General features: G+C 41.1%; 23 protein-coding genes, 1 tRNA gene and 1 pseudogene. 10 read left to right on the forward strand and 15 right to left on the reverse strand.

What is annotated here, in order from left to right; genetic code table 11:
- Positions 1–27: 27 nt before the first annotated feature.
- Both ACGHVY_RS07895 and ACGHVY_RS07900 read right to left on the reverse strand, forming a co-directional pair.
- Positions 28–1,551 (reverse strand): xylulokinase, encoded by a 1,524-nt coding sequence (locus tag ACGHVY_RS07895; RefSeq protein WP_390598244.1) that lies wholly within the window; start codon positions 1,549–1,551, stop codon positions 28–30.
- Positions 1,552–1,653: 102 nt separating this feature from the next.
- Positions 1,654–2,385: an NrtR DNA-binding winged helix domain-containing protein gene (locus ACGHVY_RS07900; RefSeq protein ID WP_308745269.1), complete on the reverse strand. Its 732-nt coding sequence runs from the start codon at positions 2,383–2,385 to the stop codon at positions 1,654–1,656.
- A gap of 342 nt (positions 2,386–2,727) precedes the next feature.
- On the opposite strand from ACGHVY_RS07900, the gene thiD reads away from it, so the two are divergent.
- Both thiD and fabD read left to right on the forward strand, forming a co-directional pair.
- On the forward strand, positions 2,728–3,564 hold the full coding sequence (gene thiD, locus ACGHVY_RS07905; protein WP_390598245.1) for a bifunctional hydroxymethylpyrimidine kinase/phosphomethylpyrimidine kinase: 837 nt from the start codon (positions 2,728–2,730) through the stop codon (positions 3,562–3,564).
- Positions 3,565–3,614: 50 nt separating this feature from the next.
- Positions 3,615–4,502 (forward strand): ACP S-malonyltransferase, encoded by an 888-nt coding sequence (fabD, locus tag ACGHVY_RS07910; RefSeq protein WP_308745267.1) that lies wholly within the window; start codon positions 3,615–3,617, stop codon positions 4,500–4,502.
- 160 nt (positions 4,503–4,662) lie between these two features.
- On the opposite strand, the gene ACGHVY_RS07915 is transcribed toward fabD, so the two are convergent.
- The 6 genes and pseudogenes from ACGHVY_RS07915 to ACGHVY_RS07940 all read right to left on the reverse strand — a co-directional run bounded on the left by ACGHVY_RS07915 (position 4,663) and on the right by ACGHVY_RS07940 (position 10,653).
- Complete coding sequence (locus ACGHVY_RS07915; protein WP_007755457.1) at positions 4,663–4,908, reverse strand: RNA-binding protein; 246 nt, start codon at positions 4,906–4,908, stop codon at positions 4,663–4,665.
- Between the two features lie 293 nt (positions 4,909–5,201).
- Complete coding sequence (locus tag ACGHVY_RS07920; protein ID WP_390599661.1) at positions 5,202–5,966, reverse strand: LytR/AlgR family response regulator transcription factor; 765 nt, start codon at positions 5,964–5,966, stop codon at positions 5,202–5,204.
- 168 nt (positions 5,967–6,134) lie between these two features.
- Positions 6,135–6,815 (reverse strand): annotated as a pseudogene (locus tag ACGHVY_RS07925) (histidine kinase); the annotation flags it as partial.
- Between the two features lie 23 nt (positions 6,816–6,838).
- On the reverse strand, positions 6,839–7,735 hold the full coding sequence (locus ACGHVY_RS07930) for a DUF6268 family outer membrane beta-barrel protein (protein WP_390598248.1): 897 nt from the start codon (positions 7,733–7,735) through the stop codon (positions 6,839–6,841).
- A gap of 431 nt (positions 7,736–8,166) precedes the next feature.
- Complete coding sequence (locus ACGHVY_RS07935) at positions 8,167–9,669, reverse strand: glutamine synthetase family protein (RefSeq protein ID WP_308745263.1); 1,503 nt, start codon at positions 9,667–9,669, stop codon at positions 8,167–8,169.
- A 180-nt stretch (positions 9,670–9,849) separates the two neighbouring features.
- Positions 9,850–10,653, reverse strand: a complete 804-nt coding sequence (locus ACGHVY_RS07940; RefSeq protein WP_390598250.1) for a DUF4846 domain-containing protein — start codon at positions 10,651–10,653, stop codon at positions 9,850–9,852.
- Positions 10,654–10,783: 130 nt separating this feature from the next.
- On the opposite strand from ACGHVY_RS07940, the gene ACGHVY_RS07945 reads away from it, so the two are divergent.
- The 7 genes from ACGHVY_RS07945 to ACGHVY_RS07975 all read left to right on the forward strand — a co-directional run bounded on the left by ACGHVY_RS07945 (position 10,784) and on the right by ACGHVY_RS07975 (position 17,905).
- Positions 10,784–11,320: a methylated-DNA--[protein]-cysteine S-methyltransferase gene (locus ACGHVY_RS07945; RefSeq protein WP_390598252.1), complete on the forward strand. Its 537-nt coding sequence runs from the start codon at positions 10,784–10,786 to the stop codon at positions 11,318–11,320.
- 265 nt (positions 11,321–11,585) lie between these two features.
- Positions 11,586–12,095 (forward strand): ECF transporter S component, encoded by a 510-nt coding sequence (locus tag ACGHVY_RS07950; protein WP_390598253.1) that lies wholly within the window; start codon positions 11,586–11,588, stop codon positions 12,093–12,095.
- 16 nt (positions 12,096–12,111) lie between these two features.
- Complete coding sequence (locus ACGHVY_RS07955) at positions 12,112–13,047, forward strand: DUF362 domain-containing protein (RefSeq protein ID WP_390598255.1); 936 nt, start codon at positions 12,112–12,114, stop codon at positions 13,045–13,047.
- A 7-nt stretch (positions 13,048–13,054) separates the two neighbouring features.
- Entirely contained in the window at positions 13,055–14,608 is a 1,554-nt protein-coding gene (locus ACGHVY_RS07960; RefSeq protein ID WP_390598257.1) for a 4Fe-4S dicluster domain-containing protein, read from the forward strand.
- A 117-nt stretch (positions 14,609–14,725) separates the two neighbouring features.
- Positions 14,726–15,532 carry a patatin-like phospholipase family protein gene (locus ACGHVY_RS07965; RefSeq protein WP_308745257.1) on the forward strand — a complete coding sequence of 269 codons (807 nt, stop codon included), beginning with the start codon at positions 14,726–14,728 and terminating at the stop codon, positions 15,530–15,532.
- Between the two features lie 51 nt (positions 15,533–15,583).
- Positions 15,584–17,281 (forward strand): alpha-amylase family glycosyl hydrolase, encoded by a 1,698-nt coding sequence (locus ACGHVY_RS07970; protein ID WP_390598258.1) that lies wholly within the window; start codon positions 15,584–15,586, stop codon positions 17,279–17,281.
- A gap of 135 nt (positions 17,282–17,416) precedes the next feature.
- Entirely contained in the window at positions 17,417–17,905 is a 489-nt protein-coding gene (locus tag ACGHVY_RS07975) for a PepSY-like domain-containing protein (protein WP_390598260.1), read from the forward strand.
- Between the two features lie 71 nt (positions 17,906–17,976).
- Here ACGHVY_RS07975 and ACGHVY_RS07980 read toward each other — a convergent pair whose 3' ends face one another.
- The 6 genes from ACGHVY_RS07980 to ACGHVY_RS08005 all read right to left on the reverse strand — a co-directional run bounded on the left by ACGHVY_RS07980 (position 17,977) and on the right by ACGHVY_RS08005 (position 23,884).
- Positions 17,977–19,989, reverse strand: coding sequence for an alpha amylase C-terminal domain-containing protein (locus ACGHVY_RS07980; protein ID WP_308745254.1), 2,013 nt, complete (start codon positions 19,987–19,989; stop codon positions 17,977–17,979).
- An 18-nt stretch (positions 19,990–20,007) separates the two neighbouring features.
- Positions 20,008–20,454 (reverse strand): YhcH/YjgK/YiaL family protein, encoded by a 447-nt coding sequence (locus ACGHVY_RS07985; RefSeq protein WP_308745253.1) that lies wholly within the window; start codon positions 20,452–20,454, stop codon positions 20,008–20,010.
- Positions 20,455–20,489: 35 nt separating this feature from the next.
- Positions 20,490–21,164 (reverse strand): DUF2461 domain-containing protein, encoded by a 675-nt coding sequence (locus ACGHVY_RS07990; RefSeq protein WP_308745252.1) that lies wholly within the window; start codon positions 21,162–21,164, stop codon positions 20,490–20,492.
- Positions 21,165–21,441: 277 nt separating this feature from the next.
- On the reverse strand, positions 21,442–22,038 hold the full coding sequence (locus ACGHVY_RS07995) for an aminotransferase class IV family protein (RefSeq protein WP_308745251.1): 597 nt from the start codon (positions 22,036–22,038) through the stop codon (positions 21,442–21,444).
- Positions 22,022–23,023, reverse strand: coding sequence for an aminodeoxychorismate synthase component I (locus ACGHVY_RS08000; protein WP_308745250.1), 1,002 nt, complete (start codon positions 23,021–23,023; stop codon positions 22,022–22,024). The genes ACGHVY_RS07995 and ACGHVY_RS08000 overlap by 17 nt, the downstream gene beginning before the upstream one ends.
- Before the next feature lie 126 nt (positions 23,024–23,149).
- On the reverse strand, positions 23,150–23,884 hold the full coding sequence (locus ACGHVY_RS08005) for a hypothetical protein (protein ID WP_308745249.1): 735 nt from the start codon (positions 23,882–23,884) through the stop codon (positions 23,150–23,152).
- A 287-nt stretch (positions 23,885–24,171) separates the two neighbouring features.
- Here ACGHVY_RS08005 and ACGHVY_RS08010 point away from each other — a divergent pair.
- Positions 24,172–24,245, forward strand: a tRNA-Arg gene (locus tag ACGHVY_RS08010).
- A gap of 49 nt (positions 24,246–24,294) precedes the next feature.
- Here ACGHVY_RS08010 and ACGHVY_RS08015 read toward each other — a convergent pair.
- Entirely contained in the window at positions 24,295–26,349 is a 2,055-nt protein-coding gene (locus ACGHVY_RS08015; protein ID WP_390598264.1) for a glycoside hydrolase family 2 TIM barrel-domain containing protein, read from the reverse strand.
- Position 26,350 lies beyond the last annotated feature (1 nt).

The following is a 26,350-nucleotide window of genomic DNA, read 5'->3' on the forward strand; positions in this document are numbered from 1 at the left end:
TTAAATGGTTATTATTTATATTGTCAATTACTTATCTGAAGAAAAAAACGAAGCCGGTATTTTGCCTGCCATTGATTTTTCAAGGCGATATTTCCATTTAGCATATGCGTCCGCATATTCCTGACGTTTAGCCACATTGGGCTCAATCACATCCAGTTTGTCGAGTGTAGCAAATGCTTCATTATTGTCTTTGTAGATACCTGCGCCAATACCCGCACCTTTCGCAGCACCTACGGAACCGTCTGTATCATAAAGCTCGATAGTAGCTCCTGTCACTCCCGCCAAAGTATCACGGAAAATAGGACTCAAAAACATATTGGCATGTCCCGCATGAATCATCTTCACAGGAATCCCCATCTGTTCCATAATATCAATACCATATTTAAAGGAGAACACAATACCTTCCTGAGCCGCACGAATAATATGATGCTTGCCATGCATATTGAAGTCCAGCCCGCGAATACTGCAACCTATTTCCTTATTATTCAGCATACGTTCGGCACCGTTACCAAACGGCAGAATACTGATTCCCGCACTGCCGATAGGAGCTTTGGACGCCAATACATTCATTTCATTATAAGATATTCCTTCGGGAGCAATGTTCCGTTTTACCCACGAATTAAGAATGCCTGTTCCATTGATACAAAGCAATACTCCCAAACGGGTCTGATCTATTGAATGATTGACATGCGCAAAAGTATTGACACGTGATTGGGGGTCATAATTTACTTCGCCGTTTACTCCATAAACCACTCCCGATGTTCCTGCCGTAGAAGCTATCTCACCCGGATTAAACACATTCAAAGAAAGGGCATTATTAGGCTGGTCACCGGCACGGTATGTTATCGGAGTGCCTTCTTTCAAACCTAACTCTTTGGCTGTCGCAGCATTGACACGACCCTGCTCTGCAAAAGTAGGTTTAATATCCGCTATCAGCGACGAATCGAATCCGTAGTAATCCATTAGGAAATCAGCTACCCGGTTGTTCTTGAAATCCCAGAACATACCTTCCGAAAGTCCGGAAACTGTCGTACAGATTTCACCGCTCAGTTTCATGGCGATATAATCTCCCGGCAGCATTATTTTGTAAATCTGCTCATAGATGGCAGGTTCGTTTGCCTTAATCCATGCCAATTTGGACGCTGTAAAGTTACCCGGCGAGTTCAACAAGTGAGAAAGACATTTCTCCTCTCCGATTGTCTCAAATGCTTTCTGCCCGTAAGGCACAGCACGGGAATCACACCAAATAATGGCAGGACGCAACACGTGCTGATTCTTATCAACACATACCAATCCGTGCATCTGATAAGAGATACCAATAGCTTTAATCTCGGCAGCGCTTACGCCCGATTCAGTCATAATAGCCTGCGTAGCCAGCTTCAAGTTCTCCCACCAACTCTCCGGGTCTTGTTCTGCCCATCCAGGATTCACTGCGATAATATTCGCTTCCGTCTTCGGGAAAAATGCCGACGATACACATTTGCCTGTTTCAGCATTTACCAGGCTCGCTTTTACAGACGAGCTACCTATGTCATAGCCTAATAGAAACATAATTTTATTTACGATTTAACGATTTACTATTTACGATTTAAATGAACGGCTGTTTAGTACGAAAACTATATAAGGTATAGTTTTATAACATATAGCTTCTTCTTACCGTCTCACCTTATTATATATTTTCTTATCGAACTTATAATAACGGGCGGCACGATGAGCCACTCCCTGCTGCTTTTCTTCCAAAGGAACCACATATTCCATCATGGCTATTTTCTTATGGAAATTGCGCACATCCACTGCTTTGTCATATACTAACTCAAAAAGAGTTCTCAACTGTGCAGCCGTAAATTTACGCGGAAGCAGTTCGAATAATATGGAGGGATTGAACTCCACGAATTGGCGGATATAAGTCATCGCTTCGCGGATAATCAAGTTATGGTCGAAAGCCAGCGTTTTAACATCTCTCAGAGCAATCCAACAAGCCTGATGCTCATCCAGATTCTTATCCAGCGTACGGTCAATCTTCACCATTGACAAATAAGCGATAGTCACAATACGTTCCACCCTCGACTGCATGGCACGTTCCAGCCAACGTACATCTTTAGGATTGCTGGTTCTGTTCTTAGAGCCGAATGCTTTGAACTGCATCAGATTCACATTCTTAAGTCCTGTCAGTTCAAATAATACACGTTGCGCAGCTTCGTCTAAATCTTCATCCATATATATAAGGCTTCCGGGAAGTTTCATATCGTGATATACCTCGCCGTTTTCTTCACCTGCACGCTTTACAAGCAATACTTTCAATTGTTCTCCGTCAAAACCAATCACCACACAGTCTACTGATATGTGATTATTTGCCAAAGGGGTATTTTTCTGTATATTCTGCATATCCGTTTCTTTAAGACGATGCAAATATAGAGGGGAAATGCCACCAAAACAAAATTCACATATATGCTATAAAACATTGTTTTTCACACAAATACATATCATATATTATACAATATCAACACTTAGTGTTATCTTCTGATTTACAATATGTATTTTAGCTGTTTCGGGGGTGAGTAATTGTATAAAGTACAAAAAACTATATTTGCGCTTTATTATCAGTACTTTTCATATGAATTCCAGTGGACGGCAACAAAGGCACTTATTGTACTTTAGACGATATATCATTTTGTACCTTATCGTTTTTTATTCTATCTTTGTAGAGTAAATATTAAAAAAACTAAAATGGAATCTCATCCAGTCATTTTATCTATTGCCGGTTCCGATTGTTCGGGTGGTGCAGGTATCCAGGCAGATATAAAAACAATCTCGGCCTTAGGCGGATATGCGGCATCGGCTATCACCGCAGTTACCATACAAAACACTTTGGGAGTACGTGCCGTGCAGGCTATGTCCCCTGAAATTGTCCGCGGGCAAATAGAGGCTGTGATGGAAGACCTTCAGCCTGTCTCCATAAAAATAGGAATGGTGCATGATATTCAGACTGTACATGCCATTGCCGATTGCCTGCGAAAATACACACCGGAATATGTCGTGTATGACCCGGTGATGGTATCTACCAGCGGACGAAAACTGATGACGGACGAAACCATAGAAGAAATAAAAAAGGAGTTACTGCCACTTGCTACTTTAATTACGCCCAATATTGACGAAGCGACTGTACTCACAGGCAAAAGTATCCATAACATCCAGGAGATGCAGGAAGCAGCCAAAATATTGACGGAGAATTTCCATACAAGCGTTTTAGTAAAAGGCGGGCATCTGGAAGGAGATGTCATGTTCGACCTTCTGCACACAGCCGAATTTATATACCATATATATAAGGAGAAAAAAGTAGAAAGCAACAATCTGCACGGAACAGGCTGTACCCTCTCCTCCGCCATTGCTACCTGCCTGGCAAAAGGTTATCCCATACAGGACTCCATCCAGCATGCCAAGACTTATATCACCCAGGCTATCATTGCAGGAAAGGATTTGCACATCGGTCACGGCAACGGTCCGCTATGGCATTTTCCCGACTCCATTGCACAAATGTGTACATTTTGTGCGGTCGTATCATAAAAATACGTAACTTTGCACCCGCAATTAAAAATCAATTAAATAATAAAAATATGAAAGCATTTGTATTTCCCGGTCAAGGCGCCCAATTCGTGGGAATGGGTAAAGACCTGTATGAAAACTCAGCTTTAGCAAAAGAATTGTTTGAAAAAGCAAATGATATCCTCGGATATCGCATTACAGATATCATGTTCAACGGTACAGACGAAGACCTTCGTCAGACAAAAGTGACTCAACCTGCCGTATTCCTTCATTCTGTTATCTCTGCCCTTTGCATGGGCGACGACTTCCAGCCGGAAATGACAGCAGGACACTCCCTCGGTGAATTCTCTGCATTGGTAGCTGCCGGAGCCCTGAGCTTTGAAGATGGTTTGAAACTTGTTTACGCACGTGCAATGGCTATGCAGAAAGCTTGTGAGGCAACTCCTTCCACAATGGCTGCCATCATCGCATTGCCGGACGAAAAAGTAGAAGAAATCTGTACTTCTGTAAATGCGGAAGGTGAAGTTTGCGTACCTGCCAACTACAACTGTCCGGGACAAATCGTTATCTCAGGTTCCATACCGGGAATCGAAAAGGCTTGCGAACTGATGAAGGCTGCCGGAGCAAAACGTGCTCTTCCGTTGAAAGTGGGTGGTGCTTTCCACTCTCCGCTGATGGATCCTGCTAAAGTAGAATTGGAAGCTGCCATCAAGGCAACAGAAATTCATACTCCCAAATGTCCGGTATATCAGAATGTGGATGCTCTTCCTCATACTGACCCTGCAGAAATCAAGAAAAACCTGGTTGCCCAGTTGACTGCTTCCGTACGTTGGACTCAATCAGTGAAAAACATGGTTGCCGATGGTGCTACTGATTTCACAGAATGCGGCCCGGGTGCAGTGCTTCAAGGTCTGATTAAAAAGATAGACGGTACTGTCAGTGCTCATGGCATTGCATAAAAGTCAATAAATATACTATTTATTAGTTTACAGCGTGTTGGCAGAATTGCCAATACGCTTTTTTATGTTCGATCTTCATACCAAAGAAGGACTAAAAAGAAAACGGGCGTGCTAGTTTACCTAACACGCCCGTCTCTATTATCGGCTATATATTCCAGTCTTAGTTTCTTGGCAAAGCTTCTTTTACTACCATTGAACGACCTACATATTCAGCACCATTCAATTGTTTGATAGCATTGTTTGCTTCTGTATCATCCGGCATTTCGATAAACGCAAAACCTTTTGATCTTCTAGTCTCACGGTCTGTGATTAACTTTACTGAAGCAACTGTTCCATACTCTTCCATTACATTTCTCAAGTCTGATTCCTTAACATTATAGCTAAGATTTCCAATGTACAAATTCATAAAATACAAATATAAAAAATTAATAATTCAATAAGAAAGTTTTGGGAAGAGCTAAATTAGAAATGGATATGCTCAAATAAATGAGAAGATTCATGTAAAATAATCAAATCGCAATAAACCTCTTTATTGTTGTTGGTACAAAGGAAAGCATTATTTTCAGATATCGCACTATATCCTCTCCTTTTTCTTTTCATAAAACATCTTTTTTATGAAAATAGACCAATACTTAACGGAAATCCCCCTTATTGCCGGGTATTTCCTGTTACCGGAATTCTCCAAGCTAATCACCAAAACTATTCTTTCGGCAGATTCTTCATCACAAATTCTTCAAAAAAGAGTTTCTTATAACTTCCGCCTATAGCTATTTCATAAGACTTGATAAAAATATCATTCGTATCAAAAGAGTCAATCCGGGAGACATTGACAATATAAGACTTGTTCACCCGAAGAAATTGTCTACCGGGGAGTTGCTCGTGGATATTCTTTAAATTTATCTTAGTCACCACACGCTGGTCTTCCAACTGAAGAATCGAATAATCCTTCAACCCCTCAATAAAAAGGATATCACCGAAATTTATCCTGAAATAACGTCGCTCGGACTTGATGAAGATATATTCTTCCTGAATCTCCTCTACCCTTTCAAGTGTTTCCGGCAACAACAATTTATGATATGCAACGGCTTTATTGACCGCTTTCAGAAAACGGTTCATCTCTATGGGTTTTACCAGATAATCAATGGCACCCACATCGTAGCTATCAAGTGCGTATTCCGCATAGGCCGTTGTAAAAATGACCAATGTATCTTTAGGAATGCTCTGTGCAAACTCCAATCCGGTTATTCCCGGCATCTGAATATCGAGAAAGACCAAATCGACCGTATGTTCGTTCATAAAAGCGGATGCGGCAAGAGCATTATTAAAACTACCGGTCAATACCAATTGAGGAATCTGCTCCACCAATGTTTTCATTCCTTTACGAGCCATCGGCTCGTCATCGACAATAAGTGACTTTCTCCATATGCTTTCTTTTAAATGATAAGTACAAGTAAAAAGAAGCATCTCCTTTTCTACCCTTAATTCGACCCCAATATTTTTTTCCGCATCTATACTGTTCTGAATTGCATATTCGATGATTGGCATAAATAGTAAAGGCGGAATTTGCATATAAGTTACTTTGCTTTCCATTCGGACTTCATAATTAAAAGCCGGATTACATATTTTTTCCAATTCCAGATAGTCGGTCATAAATCGCATATCGTCACCTAACAATACTTTTTTATGTGCACTTTCATAGAGTTGATACCGAAGCAACCGGCTCAATTTAAAGATAAGTGCTGACGCTCTATCAGCATCTTCTAAAGAGAGAGTCCGGGCTTTATTCAACATTTTAGAAAGGAAATCTGGTTGTAATTGCTCTTTCAAATGGTTCAATTCGGTTTGAAGACCGCTATTCTCCAATTCATTCAGCCGATGATGATAAGATACCCAACGACGCAAGAAAATAGTGAAAGAGAAAGCAAAGAAGTAAAGAATAAGAGCAAGAGTATTCAATAATAGAAAAAAGAAAAATCTCGAATTGAGCGTTTTGATATTGTCGGGCATGGGATAATACTGTCCCATGACATAAACACCGATGAATAATAATATCAACATACATAAGACAAGAGAAATTGTAAAGCCGATATAGGCTTTATATCGTCCTTGAAACAGATATTCGGGAATCAGCCGGTAAGTATGTACGTTTATTATTCCCCAGAGTATAAACGAAAGCACCAAGTTCACACCTGTCACCGGATTCAGCCCTACACTGTTATCTTCGACAAATGTGCCTCTGAATACTAAAAAGGCAACTAATAAAAATATACCTATTTGTTTTAGTAATCTATATAAAGGTATCTTCACTGACATCAGGCGATAAAGTTACTACTTTTTTAGAATTGATACTTCATTCCCAACGAAACATATGCTGCCGGTTTAAAATAAGGGTCTGCGTCTTTCGACATATCTTTAAAGAAAGCTTTTAAAGTGCGAGTGGTGTAATAGGCTATCCGGCTGCATGACACACCGGCAGTAGCAGTCACGGAAAAAGAATTTCCGATATTGAACTCCGGCTGTAAACCTGCAATAATGAATTGTTGGGAAAACACAGCGTCTTTCCCTTCTCTTTCCAATAATGCCAGCGAACCGTTCATTTCCGCGACCACTTTCAGGTTCAGGTATTTATTCATTCTCATTCCTGCCGAAACTTCCATAGCATTGAGCATGGATACTTTTATCTGATAACGCCCTTCGGTGCTCCAATCAAAATAAATTGCCGGAAACAGCATCGGATAGCCAAAAGTGTTATTAATAGCCAGTCCGGCTCCTAAAGACAGATTGGGCTTAAACTGCCGGATAAAAACAACTCCCCCTTGCCCAAGGACATTTTTCAGTCTCACATCAGAAGTTGTATAAACTCCTGCGCCGATTGTAGTCAGCAACAACCATCTCTTGCTAATCGGACGAATGTTGGTCACACTCAACTGCGTATTTATGATTTGATCTACATCTATATAGGATTGGAGGTTTTTATTATTCAGAGCTGTATAGCTTGCTCCCGCTGAAATCATCCAGACCGTAGGCTGCTTTCTTTCATTCATTTTCTGCGAAACAGGTATATTGACGTTTCCTTCAACAAACCGCATATCTCCTCTCCCGCCTGTTTTCTGCCCTTCCTCATCTTTATATTGTGAAGAAGAGATATACCCAGTTTTAATAGTTACCTGTGCCCGTACATTTTCCGATAAAAATAAAAGCAAGACGAACACACTTAATAAAATAGATTTCATTCTTTTATCTGTTTTTTGAATTTGAATGAGGCAAAAATAGAGCATTGCCAATCTATGTTGGAAAATTGTAGACCAAACCCAATATCCAGTAGACAAAACGAATCATTTCTTCCTTCATGGACTGTTTTCTACTTTTTTCTTTTAACTTTGACCAAATAAGTATATTCATGAAACCAACGGAGTAATAATTAAATTCAGTTATAGGCTGGCTGAATAATACCCAAGATTTTTAGAGGTTAAATGCAATGTGATTGAAGCTATCAACCCAAAGGGACGGATTTTACTAAATGTAGAAGTCTCTTTATTCAATAAAGAAGATATGCTTGTGATGCAGGCAACTTTTGAATGGTTTATTTCCAAAATGTAAGATGAACAGAAAAGAGGCTGAACTCAATTTTTGAGACAGCCTCTTCATATAATCAGTTATTACATTATCCGCAGTGGAAATACTTATGAACCAAATCAAGCATCTCCTGCGGTTTTCCGTCCAAGTCCGCACGCAATGTCTTATCTTCATAGCTACGGAGTTTACGGATAATGCCGTCAATCATTGCCGGACTAAATACATTGTATTGTTCGAAAATAGCCCGTTGCTGTTCCAGGCAATCGGCCGACGCAACGCAGCTATCCGGTAATTGAGCCAATGTCTGCAACTTATCTTCGTTTTCTTTCTGGTGAATATTCACATTCACATACGTCTTTTCAGCCAGTTCCAGAGCATTCTCTATTTCAAAACCATGACGACAGGCAACAGCCAGTCCGGCAAGCAGTTGATACAAATCTGCCGAACCGTCCGGTGAGCGCATTTCCACTGTCTGCTTCTGAGTGGTATCAAAATGGCTTTCCGTTTCTAACGGATTCGCTAATGTACACATATCCTTCTTTGCAGCCCATCCCAAAGGTACACGTACTAATACGGAACGGTTACGGTCGCCCCAACAAACATTCGTAGGCGCTTCCTGATGCGGAACAAGACGGAAGTATGAAGTAGGATTCGTGTTTCCGAAGGCTGTGATTGAAGGTGCAAGCTCCATCATTCCGGCAATAGCCTTCCGGGCTGTTTCCGACAAAATGCCGTCTTTCAACATCTGATTCTTTCCATCCTGCATGATACGCATATGGACGTGCAAACCGGAACCCGCTTTACCTGCTGTTATCTTAGGAGCAAACGTAACATTATATCCATATTTGAATCCCAGGTTACGGATTACCCATTTGGCAATCATCAACTGGTCGGCAGCCTGTTCAACAGGAACCGGCAAAAACTCTATCTCATTCTGCTCATAGATATAGCCTTCCAAGGTAAAGTTACCCACTTCAGAGTGTCCATACTTAATTTGCCCGCCAGTCTGTGAGATATAAGACATACATTGTGTACGGAACTCATTGAATTTGGCATAAGGCCCCGATTCATGATAACCACGCTGGTCGGTTGCCTCAAACATACCTGTATCCGGTGCTATCACATAATATTCCAACTCACCCATTGCCTGAAACTCCATTCCCGTCACGTCCGTAAATGCTTTGCTAGCTTTATGAAGCGTATATTCCGGCGAGCTTTCCAATGGTTCTCCGTCCTTATTGAAAAAAGAACAAAGAATAGACAGCGTAGGTATTTCAGCAAACGGATCGACAAATGCCGTACTGAATCGGGGAATGACATACAGGTCGCTACTTCCCGCTTCGATAAAGGAGAAAAGGCTGGAACCGTCTACCCGTTCTCCACAGGTAAGGATAGCTTCCAGATAGGCTTGATTATTGATGACAAAATTTAAAGTTTTCAGACGACCGTCTCCCGCGGGATACATGAAATTGACCATGCGGATGTCGTTTTGCTGAATAAATGAAATAATGTCGGCTTTGGTAAATTCAGAAGCCGGCTTCTTAAGAAATGCCACCAATTTATTGGCATTCATTGATAACTCTTGATTCATGATCGGTTGTTTTTCGTTGTTGTATGATTAAAAAACGGTTTGTTAATCGCCAAAGATAACGAAAAGATAGAAAACCAAATAAAAAAGATTTAATTATTTCCTTACTACCTTTCATTTAAATCCGTCCGCCTACTTCATCTGTTTGCTTATTTTGCCTATTCGCTTATTTAGCCTGTTCGCCTACTTAAAGCGTTTTAAGTCTTTCTTCTCAAAAATCCATTCCGGCGTATATAATTTGCCGCTATCGGTTTCCGTCAATTCATACCAGGGAGAAAGGCTGCGGCTGACAGGATTTATAAGAATATGAATCTGCTGTGCAGGCATATAGCTTTGTGCCAACAGGAATACTTTCTTTTTCGTAGCCGGATGAACTGCGACATCTATTACAATGACAGCATGACCGGGAGAACCGCCTTTTATAAAAACATCACCGGGTTGCAAAGAAGTATAAGCCACAGTCTGAAGTTCCTTTGATAAAGAAGCCGTTCCGGCATACATAAAAACCATATCGAGATAATTGCGGAAAGTTTTATAGGAATAATCTGTCCCTTTGCCCGAAGCATACCACTGCACTTGATTACCGTTGACTTTTATACGGCTTCCTTCCGCCCATTTTTTATATTCGGCAGGAAAGCCGTTTGTGAAGTTGAATTTTATATCTCCATACCTCTTTTGCCCCCACAGATACTCCGCACGCAAACGCATCACAGCATCAGCACATTGCTGCAAGTCACGGTTGCCAATCTCCATATCTACTACAGCATAGGCAGCAGACTGGTTCGACTTTTCTTTTCCGTTGTAGAGCATCACTTTGCTGCCTTTCGGCAGCAAAGGCAGATTACGTAAATAGCCCGTAAACGAATTATCGGCACAAGATTCCCTGACATACCCTGCCGGTGGGATAATTCTTGAAGCAACCCTCTCTTGTCCCCGTAATTGCAGGATTGCGCAGAACAGTCCTATATATATTAGCAAATGCTTCATTTATAATATGTTTTATAGTTGTATCAAGACAAATATAAGTAATTACTCACCAAAACTGAGACAAAAAAGATATCATTTAAAAATGAAATGCTACTTTTGTAAAAGACACCACCTTATTATATATAACGTTATGCAATACATTTACAAATATCAGTCCCCTATTGGCGGAATAACAATCGCAAGTGACGGTAACTCCTTGACAGGTTTGTGGTTTGACGGGCAGAAATATTTTGCCGCTTCGTTGTCTCCTGAACACGAAGAAAAAGCATTGCCCGTATTCGAGCAAACCAAAGAATGGCTCGATTGCTATTTTAGTGGGAAGAACCCCGGCTTCATGCCTGAGATACACTTGGAAGGTACCCCTTTCCGTCTCTCCGTATGGAAAATATTAAAGGAAATCCCTTACGGCAAAATCATTACGTACAAGGATATTGCCAAAGAAATAGCCCGCCGGAACGGACTGCCGTCCATGTCGACGCAAGCGGTAGGCAATGCGGTGGGACACAATCCGATTAGCATTATCATTCCCTGCCACCGGGTTGTAAGTTGCAACGGCAGCCTGACAGGATATGCAGGCGGTATTTCTAAAAAGATAGAATTACTCACTCTCGAACAGGCAGATATGACAAACCTGTTCGTACCAAAGAAAGGGACGGCATCCAAATAGTTCAAAAATCTGTTTCGTGCTTTGAAGCTAAAAGTTTCACGCCTTGAAACACTTTGTTTCACACCGAGAAACCATTCGTTTCACACCGGGAAACAAAGTGTTTCACACCGAGAAACAAAATGTTTCAAATGGGTCTGAAACTTTTCTGTCCTATTTTTAAGAAAATAAGCAAATAGTTCTTTTCCCGGATTAAACCTTTTTAATAGAGGAAAGTCTAATTTTTAAGATATTATCGTTCTATTAAATACAAAAGTTATCAACGAAAATGGAAACATCTGCCAAGCTCTACTCGCTGAATTACAGCAATGTAAAAACTTACTTGTTCGCTCTGCTGTTTATTGCAGGCAACATCGCACTTCCACAACTATGTCATCTTACACCTTACGGTGGCCCTACCCTGCTGCCTATCTATTTTTTCACATTGGTTGCAGGCTATAAGTATGGATTCCGCGTAGGATTATTGACTGCGATTCTTTCTCCCGTCATTAACCATCTGTTGTTTGTCATGCCTTCGGAAGCGGCGCTTCCGGTTATACTGATAAAATCCACTTTGCTCGCCGGAGCTTCCGCTCTCGCCGCACGAACACTGAAATCTGTCTCTTTATTGAGCGTTCTTGGTGTCGTACTCTCCTATCAGATCATAGGCACTGCTTTCGAATGGACGATTCTCGGTAATTTCCATGCAGCGGTACAAGATTTCCGTATCGGTATTCCGGGAATGTTGATTCAGTGGTTTGGTGGTTATGCCCTGTTAAAAGCGATTGCAAAACTCTAAACTCAAAATAGAAATAATGGATAGAAGGGACTTTTTAAAAACAGTAGCTATAACCGGCGCTGCTCTGACTATACAACGGTCGGAAGCTATGGAGATATTAACTCAGACTATCAATAAAGCAAACGGAGCCAATCCTGACCTGGTAGCCGTCATGGGTGGAGAGCCGGAAGCCATGTTCCGCCGTGCCATAAGCGAACTGGGGGGTATGAAGCAATTCGTCAAACCGGGACAGAAAGTGGTCGTGAAGCCTAATATCGGCTGGGACAAAGTGCCGGAACTGGCAGGAAATACGAATCCGAAATTAGTGGCGGAAATCGTGAAGCAATGTTTTGCCGCCGGAGCAAAAGAAGTGACCGTATTCGACCATACTTGCGACGACTGGCAGAAATGCTACAAAAACAGCGGTATCGAAGCCGCAGCAAAAGATGCCGGAGCAAAGGTGATGCCTGCACATCTGGAGTCTTATTACAAACCGGTAGATCTCCCAAACGGCAAGAAGATGAAGAAAGCAAAAGTACACGAAGCAATCTTGAACTGCGACGTATGGATCAATGTTCCTATCCTGAAAAACCATGGCGGAGCCAATCTGACTATCTCCATGAAAAACCATATGGGAATTGTATGGGATCGCGGATTCTTCCACCAAAATGACTTGCAACAGTGTATTGCCGATATCTGTACCTTGCAAAAGAAGGCCGTGCTGAACGTTGTAGACGCTTACCGGATTATGAAGACCAACGGTCCTCGCGGGCGTTCTGCTTCGGATGTCGTTTTAGCGAAGGGATTGTTTATCTCACCGGATATTGTAGCAGTGGACACAGCCGCCGCCAAATTCTTCAACCAAGTGCGTGAGATGCCGTTGGATACAGTCGGGCATCTAGCCAAAGGAGAAGCATTGAAAGTAGGAACCATGAATATTGACAAATTAAATGTCAAGCGAATTAAGATGTAAATCAACCATGTTAAGAAGGCTACGTATTGGAATATCAGTACTCTTTTTTGTACTGATTACTTTCTTTTTTCTCGATTTCGCAGAAATATTACCTAACAGTTTTCATCGGCTGGCACACTTGCAGTTTGTTCCAGCCGTGCTTTCACTAAGTATAGGTATCTTATTATTTCTCATTATATTAACGCTTTTATTCGGGCGCATATATTGTTCGATAATCTGCCCTATGGGAATTTTGCAGGACGTCATTGCACGCCTGTCAAAATCAACAAGGAAAAAGAAAAAAAGGTATAGTTACAGTCCCGCCAAAAATAGTTTGCGCTGGAGTGTGTTCGGAGTAACTGTCATCGCTTTTCTATGTGGATTTACGTTTATCGTCGGATTGCTTGACCCATACAGCGCATACGGTCGGATTGCAGTGCATGTATTCAAGCCGGTATATATGCTGGGAAACAATCTATTGGAATCTACTTTTTCCAAGTTCGACAATTATACATTTTATCAGGTAGATACTTCTGTTCTAAGTATTTCATCCCTTCTCATTGCACTCATCACGCTTGTAGCCATTTTTATAATGGCATGGAAACACGGGCGAACCTGGTGTAACACAATTTGTCCCGTAGGAACAGTATTAGGATTATTAAGCCGTTTCTCATTGTTCAAAGTCCGTATTGACTCCGACAGGTGTAACGGCTGCGGGCTCTGCGCTACCAAATGCAAGGCTGCGTGCATCAACAGCAAAGAACATGCCGTTGATTATAGCCGTTGCGTAGATTGCTTCGACTGCCTGGGGGCTTGCAAACAAAAGGCATTGGTCTACAATCCTTCTTTAAAGAAACGGCAGTCAGGTTCGGGAAAAGATTCGGAAGCACCTCTCTCCCCAAATACCGATTCAGCCAAACGTCGTTTTCTCATTGCAGGACTACTTACTGCCGGAGCAGCTCCGAAACTTCTTTCACAAGCCAAAGAGTCCGTTGCGAGCCTGGAAGGTAAAAAAGCATATAAAAAGGAGAATCCGATTACTCCGCCGGGATCTGTCAGCCGCGAACATTTTCAGCAGCAATGTACATCGTGCCACCTTTGTGTCAGCAAATGCCCGTCACATGTACTGAAACCGGCTTTTATGGAGTATGGATTGGCAGGAATGATGCAGCCCACTGTCAGCTTTGAAAAAGGATTCTGCAATTTTGATTGTACTGTTTGCGGAGACGTCTGCCCTAACGGAGCTATTCTTCCGATAAGCGTAGAACAGAAACATCTTACTCAAATGGGATATGTGGTCTTTATCAAAGAAAATTGTATTGTCCATACAGACGGAACCAGTTGCGGAGCCTGTTCCGAGCACTGCCCCACGCAAGCAGTCGCAATGGTGCCCTACAAAGACGGGCTTACGATTCCTCATGTAAACAAAGAAATTTGCGTAGGCTGTGGCGGATGCGAATATGTTTGCCCCGCCCGTCCGTTCCGCGCTATCTACATTGAAGGCAATCCGGTACAAAAGGAAGCAAAACCATTCAAAGAAAGCGAAGAACACAAGGTTGAAATAGACGATTTCGGATTCTGACCGATGGAGCGCCGGAACAAAGTTTCCGGCCGGCACAGTAAAAACTATCCATTATATTCCTTCTACTTTCAATAAATTCACTAAATTCGTGGCGAATTAAAGAAAGAAACAAAACTCATGGAGGTATATACGAACAATTGGACGAACCGGAAGTATCAGATAGGCTATGCTCTAAGTGGAGGATTTATTAAAGGATTCGCTCATTTGGGCGTAATGCAGGCTCTCTTAGAGCATGACATCAAACCGGATATCATCTCCGGAGTTAGCGCCGGAGCTCTTGCGGGAGTCTTCTACGCAGACGGTAATGAACCTCACCAAGTGCTGGACTACTTCTCCGGACATAAATTTCAGGATCTGACCAAACTGGTAATCCCCAAGAAAGGGTTATTTGACCTTTGCGAATTTATTGATTTTCTCCGCACCAATGTAAAAGCCAAGAATCTGGAAGAACTCCAGATTCCCTTAATCATCACGGCAACCGACCTTGACCACGGACGTATGGTACATTTTCACCGTGGCTCGATTGCCGAACGGGTAGCTGCTTCGTGTTGTATGCCTGTCATGTTCGCGCCGGTCAACATTGAAGGGACAAACTACGTAGACGGTGGATTGATGATGAACCTTCCGGTTTCCACTCTCCGCAGGATATGCGACAAGGTGGTAGCAATCAACGTGAGCCCGATTATGGCAGAGGATTATAAAATGAATATTGTCAGCATTGCCATGCGCTCATTTCATTTTATGTTCCGTGCCAACACTTTTCCCGAGAGGGAAAAATGTGATTTACTGATTGAACCTTACAACTTGTACGGATATAGTAACACGGAACTGGAAAAAGCGGAAGAAATCTTTGAGCAAGGTTATAATATAGCCAACGGAGTGCTGAGCCAATTGCTGGAAGAAAAAGGCAAAATATGGAAATAGTCACTACTCTTTGAAAAGAATAATGAATACGAATATTAAAATCTACTCGATATGAATGACGAAAAGAAAATAATCATCTATCAGGTATTCACCCGCCTGTTTGGAAATAATAACAACCATTGTGTCTATAATGGAGACATAACGACCAATGGTTGTGGTAAAATGGCCGATTTCACTCTGAAGGCACTTGGAGAAATCAAAAAGCTGGGCAGTACGCATATTTGGTATACAGGTATTATCGAGCATGCCACTCAAACGGATTATCGCCGATATAACATCAGCCCGGATCATCCTGCTATCGTAAAAGGTAAAGCCGGATCGCCATATGCCATCAAAGATTATTATGATGTTGACCCGGATTTGGCAAACGATGTGCCGGGACGTATGAAGGAGTTTGAGAACTTGGTGCATCGTACCCATCGTGCCGGATTGAAAGTCATCATAGACTTCGTACCTAATCATGTAGCGCGCCAATATCATTCGGACGCGCAACCGGACGGCACTACGGAACTGGGAGCCAATGATGATTCAAGTCTATCTTTCAGCCCTTACAATAATTTCTACTATATCCCGCAAGCGGAACTCCATGCACAGTTTGACATGAAAGACGGCGCGGCAGAACCTTATCGGGAGTTTCCGGCCAAAGCGACAGGCAATAATCGCTTTGATGCTACCCCTAATATCACCGACTGGTATGAAACAGTCAAATTGAACTATGGAGTAGATTATCAGAATGGTGGTACATGCCATTTCTCTCCGACTCCGGACACATGGATAAAAATGTTGGATATCCTTCTCTTCTGGGCATCTAAAAAGATTGATGGTTTCCGTTGCGATATGGCCGAAATGGTTCCCGTAGAGTTTTGGGAATGGGCTATTCCGCAAGTAAAAGAGGCTTATCCTGAAATTCTTTTCATTGCAGAGGTCTACAATCCGAATGAATACCGCAATTATCTGATGCGTGGTAAATTTGATTATTTGTATGATAAAGTAGGCTTATATGATACATTACGTAATGTAGCATGCGGATATGAATCTGCCGCTGCTATCACGCATTGCTGGCAAAGCCTGAACGGAATTGAGAAAAGAATGCTTAACTTCCTCGAAAATCACGATGAGCAACGTATCGCTTCTGATTTCTTCGCCGGCAATCCACGCAAAGGTATTCCTGCACTCATTGTCTCGGCATGTATGAACACGAATCCCATGATGATTTATTTCGGCCAGGAATTTGGAGAAATAGGAATGGACAGTGAAGGATTCAGCGGAAGAGACGGAAGGACAACCATATTTGACTATTGGAGTGTTGACACGATCCGCCGATGGCGTAACGGTGGCAAATTCGACGGTAATATGCTTACTGAAGACCATAAACGGCTCTATGACATTTATCAGAAAGTGCTGACGCTTTGCAACAAGGAAGCGGCAATCACCAAAGGGGTATTCTTCGATTTAATGTATGCCAACATCAATGGCTGGCGCTTCAACGAACGTAAGCAATATACCTTTATGCGGAAATATAAAAATGAGTTATTATTCTTCGTTGTCAATTTCGACAGTCAACCGGTGGATGTGGCAATCAACGTACCTTCGCATGCTTTCGACTTCTTGCAGATTCCTCAAACGGAATCTTGCGAGGCTATAGACCTGATGACTGGCACAAAAGAAACAATCTGCTTATTGCCCTATAAACCGACTGATGTATCAGTCGGAGCCTACAACGGGAAAATTCTGAAGATTACTTTTTAAGTAAAAGACTTGGATTCATATATTCCATTATAACCCGGCCCCTCATAATGGCCGGGTTATTTTATGTATATCGCTCAAACAAATATTCTCAAAGGCTGTTTTAGTAGATAAATAATCCTCTTAAACTCAAAACTTATGAAGAATATTAATATTGGAGCATTCTTACTGCTTTTGCTGTTGTCCATGTCTGCTTTCGCAGGCACCCCTCCCGGCAATGTACAGGGGAGTTTCAAGAAAATGTATCCGACAGCAAATGGTACAGCCTGGTCACAGGACGGCGGATATTATTGCGCGAACTTTGTAATGAACGGATTTACCAAGAATGTATGGTTCAATACACAGGGGCAATGGGCAATGACACAGACCGACCTTGTCAGCCTCGACCGACTCTCACCAACTGTTTACAATGCATTTGTATCCGGCTCTTACGCAAGCTGGGTGGTGGACGATGTCACTATGGTAGAATTTCCTAAATGGCAAGCCATTATAGTGATTAAGGTGGGACAAGATAATGTAGACATCAAATATCAGTTGTTTTACACCCCACAAGGGGTACTGCTGAAAACACGTAATGTCAGCTATATGCATGACATACTTGGTCCGGGTACATTCTTAAGCAACTAGGAAATATATAAAAAGAAAACCCTCGCAAATCATTGAATATCTGCGAGGGTTCTTTATTCTAAAACAAGAAATTATTTCTTCTTTCTAAGCACTACGGCAGTACGTGCAGGGATATAGAGTTTGAGCCACTCTTTCTTTGCCTGTTTGTACAATGGGTCGGTAATCGTAAAATGAACCACAGAGTCATCCGTCAAACCGTGTCCACCAAATGCCACATTGTCTGTATTCAGTATTACTTCATATGCTCCCGGCTCTACCAGAAAACCATAATCAGTAAACGACTGTTTCGGGTTGAAGTTGAAAACGAATATCAAATCTTTACGGCCATATGCCAATACCTGATCCCCGTCATTATGCCATATTTCCTGAACCGGTGTTGCCTGGAAGTCTTTTACGCTCTTGATTACTTTCAGCATTTCTGCGTCAAAGTCGCCCAAATAGTGATAAGTCAGATTCTTATTATCCACCAGATTCCATTGGCGACGGGCATATTTACAAGACCATCCATTGCCCTCACGCGGGAAGTCAATCCATTCAGGATGACCGAATTCATTTCCCATGAAGTTCAGATAACCGCCATTAATGGTAGAAGCCGTCAGCAAACGAATCATCTTGTGTAGAGCAATACCCCGGTTAACGATGTAATTTTCATCTCCCTTTTGCATATGCCAATACATATCAGCATCAATCAGACGGAAGATAATTGTCTTATCTCCTACCAATGCCTGATCGTGACTTTCTGCATAGGATATGGTCTTTTCATCTTGACGACGATTGGTTACTTCCCAAAACATACTGGAAGGTTTCCAATCCTCGTCAATCTTTTCTTTGATTGTTTTAATCCAGTAGTCAGGAATATTCATGGCCATACGATAATCGAACCCGTAGCCTCCGTCTTCCACTTTGGCAGCCAGCCCCGGCATACCGGAAACTTCTTCCGCGATGGTTATTGCCCTCGGATTTACCTGATGAATCACTTCATTAGCCAATGTCAGGTAACAAATTGCATTATCGTCCTGACGACCGTTGAAGTAATCTCCATAATTACAGAAAGCCTCACCCAATCCATGACTGTAATATAACATAGACGTTACTCCGTCAAAACGGAATCCGTCGAACTTATATTCTTCCAACCAATATTTGCAGTTGGACAACAGAAAATGAACCACTTCATTCTTACCATAATCAAAACAAAGAGAATCCCAAGCCGGATGTTCGCGACGACCGCCCGGATAAAAATACTGGTTCGGATCACCGGCAAAGTTTCCCAATCCTTCCACTTCGTTCTTTACAGCGTGTGAATGAACGATGTCCATAATCACAGCAATTCCCATCTCATGAGCAGTGTCAATCAATGCTTTCAGTTCATCGGGTGTCCCGAAACGGGAAGAAGCAGCGAAGAAACTGGATACATGATATCCGAAACTTCCATAATAAGGATGTTCCTGAATAGCCATAATCTGGATACAGTTATATCCTTCTTTAGCGATACGCGGAAGTACTTTTTCGCGGAATTCATTATACGTTCCGACCTTTTCCTCTTGCTGGGCCATTCCGATATGACACTCGTAAATCAGCAAAGGATTAGTGCTGGGCTTAAATGTTTTCTTCTTGAATTTATAGGGTTTCTCCGGAGCCCAGACTTGCGTACTGAATATTTTAGTCTGTTCATCCTGAACTACACGTGTAGCCCAAGCGGGGATACGCTCACCTTGACCGCCATCCCAATATACATTCAGTTTGTACAGGTCTTCATGATGGATGGCATCGGCAGGCAGGTTGATTTCCCAAATCCCGTTCTTTTGTTTTTTCAACTTGTAGGCCGCTTTTTCTTCCCAGTTATTGAACGTACCTACCATATATATATGTGTAGCGTTCGGTGCCCATTCACGGAAAGTCCATCCCTTATCGGTACGATGCAGTCCGAAATAAAGATAGCCTGATGCAAAGTCCGAAAGAGTCTGTTTTCCCTTATTGGTCAGTTCGGCTTCCTTGTCCAGTACAAACTGGTGACGACCTGCAATAGCATCGGCAAAAGGTTCCAGCCAAGGATCATTTTTGATAAGATTAAGTGTCTTTTCCATATCAGAATCGAATTTAGATTATGCTTTTACTTTTACTATTACTTTCTTCACACCATCCGGGGTAATGCCGGGAGCATGTCCGTCCTGAGGAAAGAAGATAGCAAACATTCCCGGTTTCACGGCAACGTAAGTCTCAGCCAATCCTTCAAAAAAAGTAATATCCTTTTCTGCATTATAAGGAGCATCTGCAGGAACGCAGTCTTTAGCAGCAGTATAACCCATAATTTCTGTTCCGGACAACGGAATCTGAATATCTATAAATTCATTATGTGTTTCCAGTCTGGCCTCTTCTTTGGTCTTCGGCTTAGTTTGTGCAATATTCACCAACAGTTCCTTTCCTTTCAATTCTGTCTTCCCGATTTCCATGGCTTGGAGGTCATGAGATTTCAGAAACTCAATAGCTTGTGCAAATAAAGGATTTAAAGACGCATATTTCTCCAGGTTTTCTAAAGTATCTACTACCATATAAGTTCAATTTTAAAGTTTATATTTCAGGTATATTATTCAAAATCATCAATCGTGTAATTAATAAAATCGGCAAACCGCTTGAACTGGCGGAACGCTTTGTCTATCTGCTCCAATGCATCCGGTTGAGTAAAGAAGCTGTCAGGCACATTATAGGAACACACATATTCCTTGCATTTCAGATAATCAATGTACTTGAAGTCTTTCGGGAAACCTTTAGGAGCTGTCTTCAGGAAATCCTCACCTATCACGGGAAAGTATTTCTTAAATTCCGGGTCTTCCACAATAGAAACAAATTCTTCTATATTATCATAAATAGATTGCCGGACGGCTTTCAAGATGTTAGAAGGCAGACACAAGCTTCCTCCGGCAAGCATGGAGCCATCCGGTTGCAGATGTACATAATATCCGCAATGATCGGACTTCTTGCCTTTTGCATTGATATAACCACCGAAATGTATCTTATAAGGTGTTTTATCCGTAGAGAAACGGGTATCCCGATAAATACGATAGGTACAGTCTTTTGGTTGGATTCCCCGAATTGTTTCATCAAACAGAGAAATACGGGCAATCACTGTTGCCAAAAAATTGTCGAACTCAGCACGGGCTATCTCATATTCTGCCTTATGCTCATTAAACCACTCACGATTATTATTCGCGGAAAGATCTTTTAAAAACTGAAAGATAACAGGTATGTTCATCTTTATCATTTTCTATTATTATCCCACAAACGTACAAATTTTATTTCATATAAACTACAAAAGGGAACAAAAGGGCATAAAAAAAAGCATCGGCCTGGTAAACCGATGCTCTAACACATTTATCAAAAAAACAGACTCTTCTGTCTCTGACGTACTTTAGCTTTCACAAGTGAAGTACAATCTCTTTAATTAATCTTATATCTAATACTATGAAAAACACATAAATATAACAGTACAAAAGAGACTTTTGTTCAGCAATTCTCTGTATATTTCAGTTAATTATGGTTTATAGAATTAAATGTTTATCATCAATGGGCAGTATGATACGCTCCCAGTCAATCATTGCATTGAATAACATGAGCTTAGAATATTCTCCTAAATGTGCCTGCGGAATATCTTTCTCTACAATGATTTTCTTATCCAAAAGCTCGGCACGTTTTGTACCTTGAAGTAACGGATGAGAAGGTGTACACCATGTCTTTCCGTCATAAAGCGCCACATTGGCAATAGAAGTATCTGTCAGATAACCGTCTTTCACTATTAAGACATCATCCGCCGTTTTTCTTTGAGCATACAAGATGTTCAAATCTTCCCGATTCGTACTTTTATAAGTATAGTCAATAGTATCTGACGCAACCAGGCATAAGGAAGAAACTTTCCGCATCTGATAAGGTGCGTAGGTAATTTCCTCTATTTCTCTGCCATACACAATCCGGCATTTATGAATTCCCATCAATGATTGCGGAAAGACAAACTCCCGCAAATCAAGCGGAATAGTGCCTTTCCAGAAGGCTGCACGGGTTCTGTTAAAACGTTCTGTATGATAGTCAAGATTGTAAATCTCTCCATCCTCTATCCGGATAGTCTCAATAAATAGGCACATATACTTTTTGTTTCATTTCATTATATTCGCTTTCCACATCACTTTGACAGGTGATTCCACCGCCACTCTTAAAATAAAGTCTATCTCCTTCCTGTTCTACAAAACGTATCATAACGGCACTATCCAGATTTTCACCGTCAAAATATCCCATAATACCTGTATAAAATCCTCTGTGATAGGTTTCTGCCTCCTTAATTATCTGCATTGTTTTTTTCTTTGGAGCGCCTGTTATAGAACCTGCGGGTAATAACCTGAAAATAATATCGCCCAAGTGCTCTTGATAATCATTCGGCAGAACTCCCTGAATTTCCGAACTTGTCTGAAGGATAGAACCTTGATTAGTCTGCAATGTGTCAATATACCGATAGCGGGATACCGACACTTTATTGGCAACCATACTTAAATCATTACGTATCAGATCTACAATAGTAGCATGTTCTGCCGCTTCTTTCGGGTCATTCATCAATAATTGAGCAGCATTGGGAATTGAAGCATCAATAGTCCCCTTCATCGGATGTGAGGAAATTCTCCCCTGACGGATTCTGACAAATATTTCAGGAGAAAATACTGTAAATGAATCTTTGAGCCATAACTTATAGATTGCTTTTGAACGAGAATAAATGTCTTTCAGAGTAAGATTGGTTTCTATCGGAGTACGGCAAGTCAAATTAGTGAGAAAGCTGTTTCCTGCGAAAATATTTCTTTGAACAATATTGAATGACTGCCGGTAAACTTCAAAAGACTCGGGTAATGATTGCCAATGAATATACTTTTCTTTAAATAAAGCTCCCTCGTTGCTTCTATCCGGCACTAATTGATTCGTAAATCCATTTAAGTTATAGATTAATTCTGTAGAATCTACAGATGAAACATCCTCTACGTAAGAAGCATCTTGTAGATAGTTAATAATAAAGATAAAAGGGCAACGGGTTACCCCAAAATCATTCATCCGCTTGACAGCCTGTTCCTTGGTATATAAATGCATAAAAAATCCTTCTGTTTTAGGAATGGCAAAAGTACATAAAAAAAGTACGGATTAGAAAAAACATAATAAAAAAGGGTTGCCAAATGTGTCTATCGGCAACCCTTTATATTCTCTATAATACTCAAATTACTTCATTGCAGCTTTCACTTGAGGAAGCATTTTCTTCACGTTTTCGTTTTCCGGTGATACTTTGGCAGCTTCTTCCAGATAATCTACTGCTTCTTTAAATCTGGCGTCAGCTTTTTCTTTTTCTGCTGCATATTTATCAGCATCAGAATTTGCCAAAGGAGCAGCTTTCTTCAATATATTAGCTCCGTCATTATAACAAAGAACTCCCAAGCTATACAAAGCATTCGTCTTATAAGTCTTGTGGTTCAAAGGAATTACTTTCTTAAAACAATTTTCTGCTTCCTCTGCTTTGCCGGCTTTCTGAGCAGCAAGTCCAGCTTTCAAATAATGAAGACCATAATTTTTCACCATTGTCTTATTATTCGGGTCAACTTTTAATCCTTCTTCCAGTGTAGCTACATATTCATCAGTCTTCTTCAGAGCATCTAAAGCCAAAGCTTTACGGGCATACGCATTTCCCGTGTTGAATTTCTTTTGGATTGCAATATCAAAGAAAGTAACAGCTTCTGCATATTTCTTTACTTCATCAGCAGCTATACCACAGTAATAAGCTGTTGCAGAATCTTGATTATTAGTCTGTTTCAAATATTCACTAAACTTAGCATACGCTACAGGATAATTTTTAGCATTGAATGCATCATTTCCTTCTTTTTTAATTTGGTTAGGATCGGTTTGCGCAAAAAGGTTGGTTACTGTAATACAAAATGCAAATAAAAAAATAAATTTCTTCATAACTTTATGTGTTTTTTAGTTGTTTATCGTCCAAAAGTAAGCCTTATAATACAAAAACACAACCCTATTTAAGTTTTTTGAGCTTTTTGAAAGCTATATAACGTTAGTTATTCTTCGTAAAAACTATGATTCACCATTTCATCCATACTACAACATATAAATGAACAAAATATTATACTTGCATAAATTACTGATTCAGAGCTATGAAGAAGAATATGAATAAAAAAGTGCCGAAAAGTTTTTGAAATTTCATAAAAAGCACTACCTTTGCATCCGCAAATAAGGATGGTTCCGTAGCTCAGCTGGATAGAGCAACGCCCTTCTAAGGCGTGGGTCAAGCGTTCGAATCGCTTCGGAATCACTTAAAGAGGTTGATTATTTATAATAATCAACCTCTTTTTTATTTGGAATCAGTTGGAGAACCTGCACCAAAAGCTATCACTCAAAGGCAACTTCTTACTAGTAGAAATCACTTTTATTTCATTCTCACCTAGTTGCAATTCTACATTTTTCCATTCCATGATAGCGTACTGGTCTGCTTTCGCCCTACCATAGCTTTTGCCGTTTACAAACAATTCAGCTTCGAATTGATTCGTGAAAGCAGTAATTGTTTGCAGGCGTTGAGAGCGTACAATATTGCGTTTGCCTACTAAATAAAGCATTGGTTCTTCCCGGTTCCAGTTGGCTTTATAAAAATAGAAAGCGTCTTTGCGGACCTTCCGGTCAAAAGTAACCAAACCCTTGTCATTAATACCCGGGCGATCGCCTTCCGTACGATGTGCAGCGCCAAAATCAAACATATTCCATACGAAGCTTCCCCATACATATGGACGGGAAAAAATCACTTTCCAGTTTTCAATATGGTAATAAGTTTGCCAATTCTCCGGATGCCACCAACTGGTAGGTATAGTCTTGGTTAATGAATCCTGCTGATGATAGATGCTGGCACCTGCACCATATTCGCTTATAGCGATACAGATCTCCGGGTGTTTTTTATGCATACTATCCAACCATTTGCCTAAATCTGCGGGAGTACCACCATACCATCCGTCATAACGGTTCCATGCGATAGCATCCGTTATGAAATTCAGATCTCCCATTTGATTACTTGCAGAGGTAGTAGACCGTGTCGCATCTTCTTGATGAGCCAGCATATTCAATTCTTTTATATATTCTACCGGGTTATCCCCAAATTCAGTCAATTCATTAAAGAGTCCCCATACACAAATAGAAGGATGGTTATAATGTTGACGGATCAGTTCCTTAAGTTGCTCTTTTCCATTAGCACGGAAGGCAGGCAAATCCACAAAGCCCTTATCATTGTATCCACCAGGACCGACAAAAGGAATTTCAGCCCATACAATGATACCGTTTTTATCCATCAGGTCATAGAAATAGGTAGCTTGAGGATAATGCGCCAAACGTACCGCATTCACTCCCATCTCCAGCATTAATGCCACATCCTCATCATGATGCTGAGTTCGTAAGGCATTTCCGACTTCACTCCTATCCTGATGGCGGCAAACACCATGAAGAGGTAAATGTTTTCCATTCAAGAAAAAACCTTTATCAGGGTCTATCCGGTAAAAACGAAGTCCCAAAGGTTGTGTTATACAATCCACTATTTTACCACCTCGGGAAAGAGAGATTTCCGCCTGATAAAGAAAAGGATCCTGACGGCCATTCCACAAATGAGGTTGATTTATTTCAAATACAAGTTCCTGTTGGATAGTTGAGATAGCAGGAAGGGTTACTTGCTTTATTTCTTCTTTCATAACCTTTTTCCCATCCAAAAGACGGATATTAAGTTCCACTTCCTGATTAGTAGTATTCCCGTTTGATAATTCAACAAGTGCACGTACTTTCGCATACTTATGACTCACACTATCCTGTATCAAACGCACTCCGGGAGAAGCATAATCCAAAGGAGAAATACACGTTCCGTCAGTGATCAATAAATGTACATCCCGGTAGATTCCGCCATAAATATTAAAGTCACCGACTAAAGGCATGATATCCAGTTGTTCCCCATTATTCACTCGTACTAATATAGAGTTCTCTTTTCCATATTCAACCTTTCCGGTAATTTCAAAAATAAAAGCTCCATATCCTCCACGATGCTCACCTATATGACGATGATTGATAAATACATCAGCGACATTATTCACTCCCTCGAAACGAATAAAAAGACGTTTGCCTCTCCATTCGGGACGAACAAATAGTTTCTTTTCATAATTACCAATACCCCGTTTATAGTCTATTTTCCCGGATAAAGCATCCTGCGCATTCCAGGTATGGGGCAAATCAACTCTTACTTCTGTTCCCTTTTGCACCTGATGCGAAAACCGGAATTTCCAATTATCATTTAACAGGATATCCTGCCGTTGCGCAAACGTAGACATACTACCAAGCACAAATAAAACAACCGGCAACAAACGGACGGAGAATAAAAAACATGTTCTCATA

It is taken from the genome of Bacteroides sp. f07 (genome assembly GCF_042854785.1).
In the GTDB taxonomy this organism is placed as follows: Bacteria; Bacteroidota; Bacteroidia; order Bacteroidales; family Bacteroidaceae; genus Bacteroides.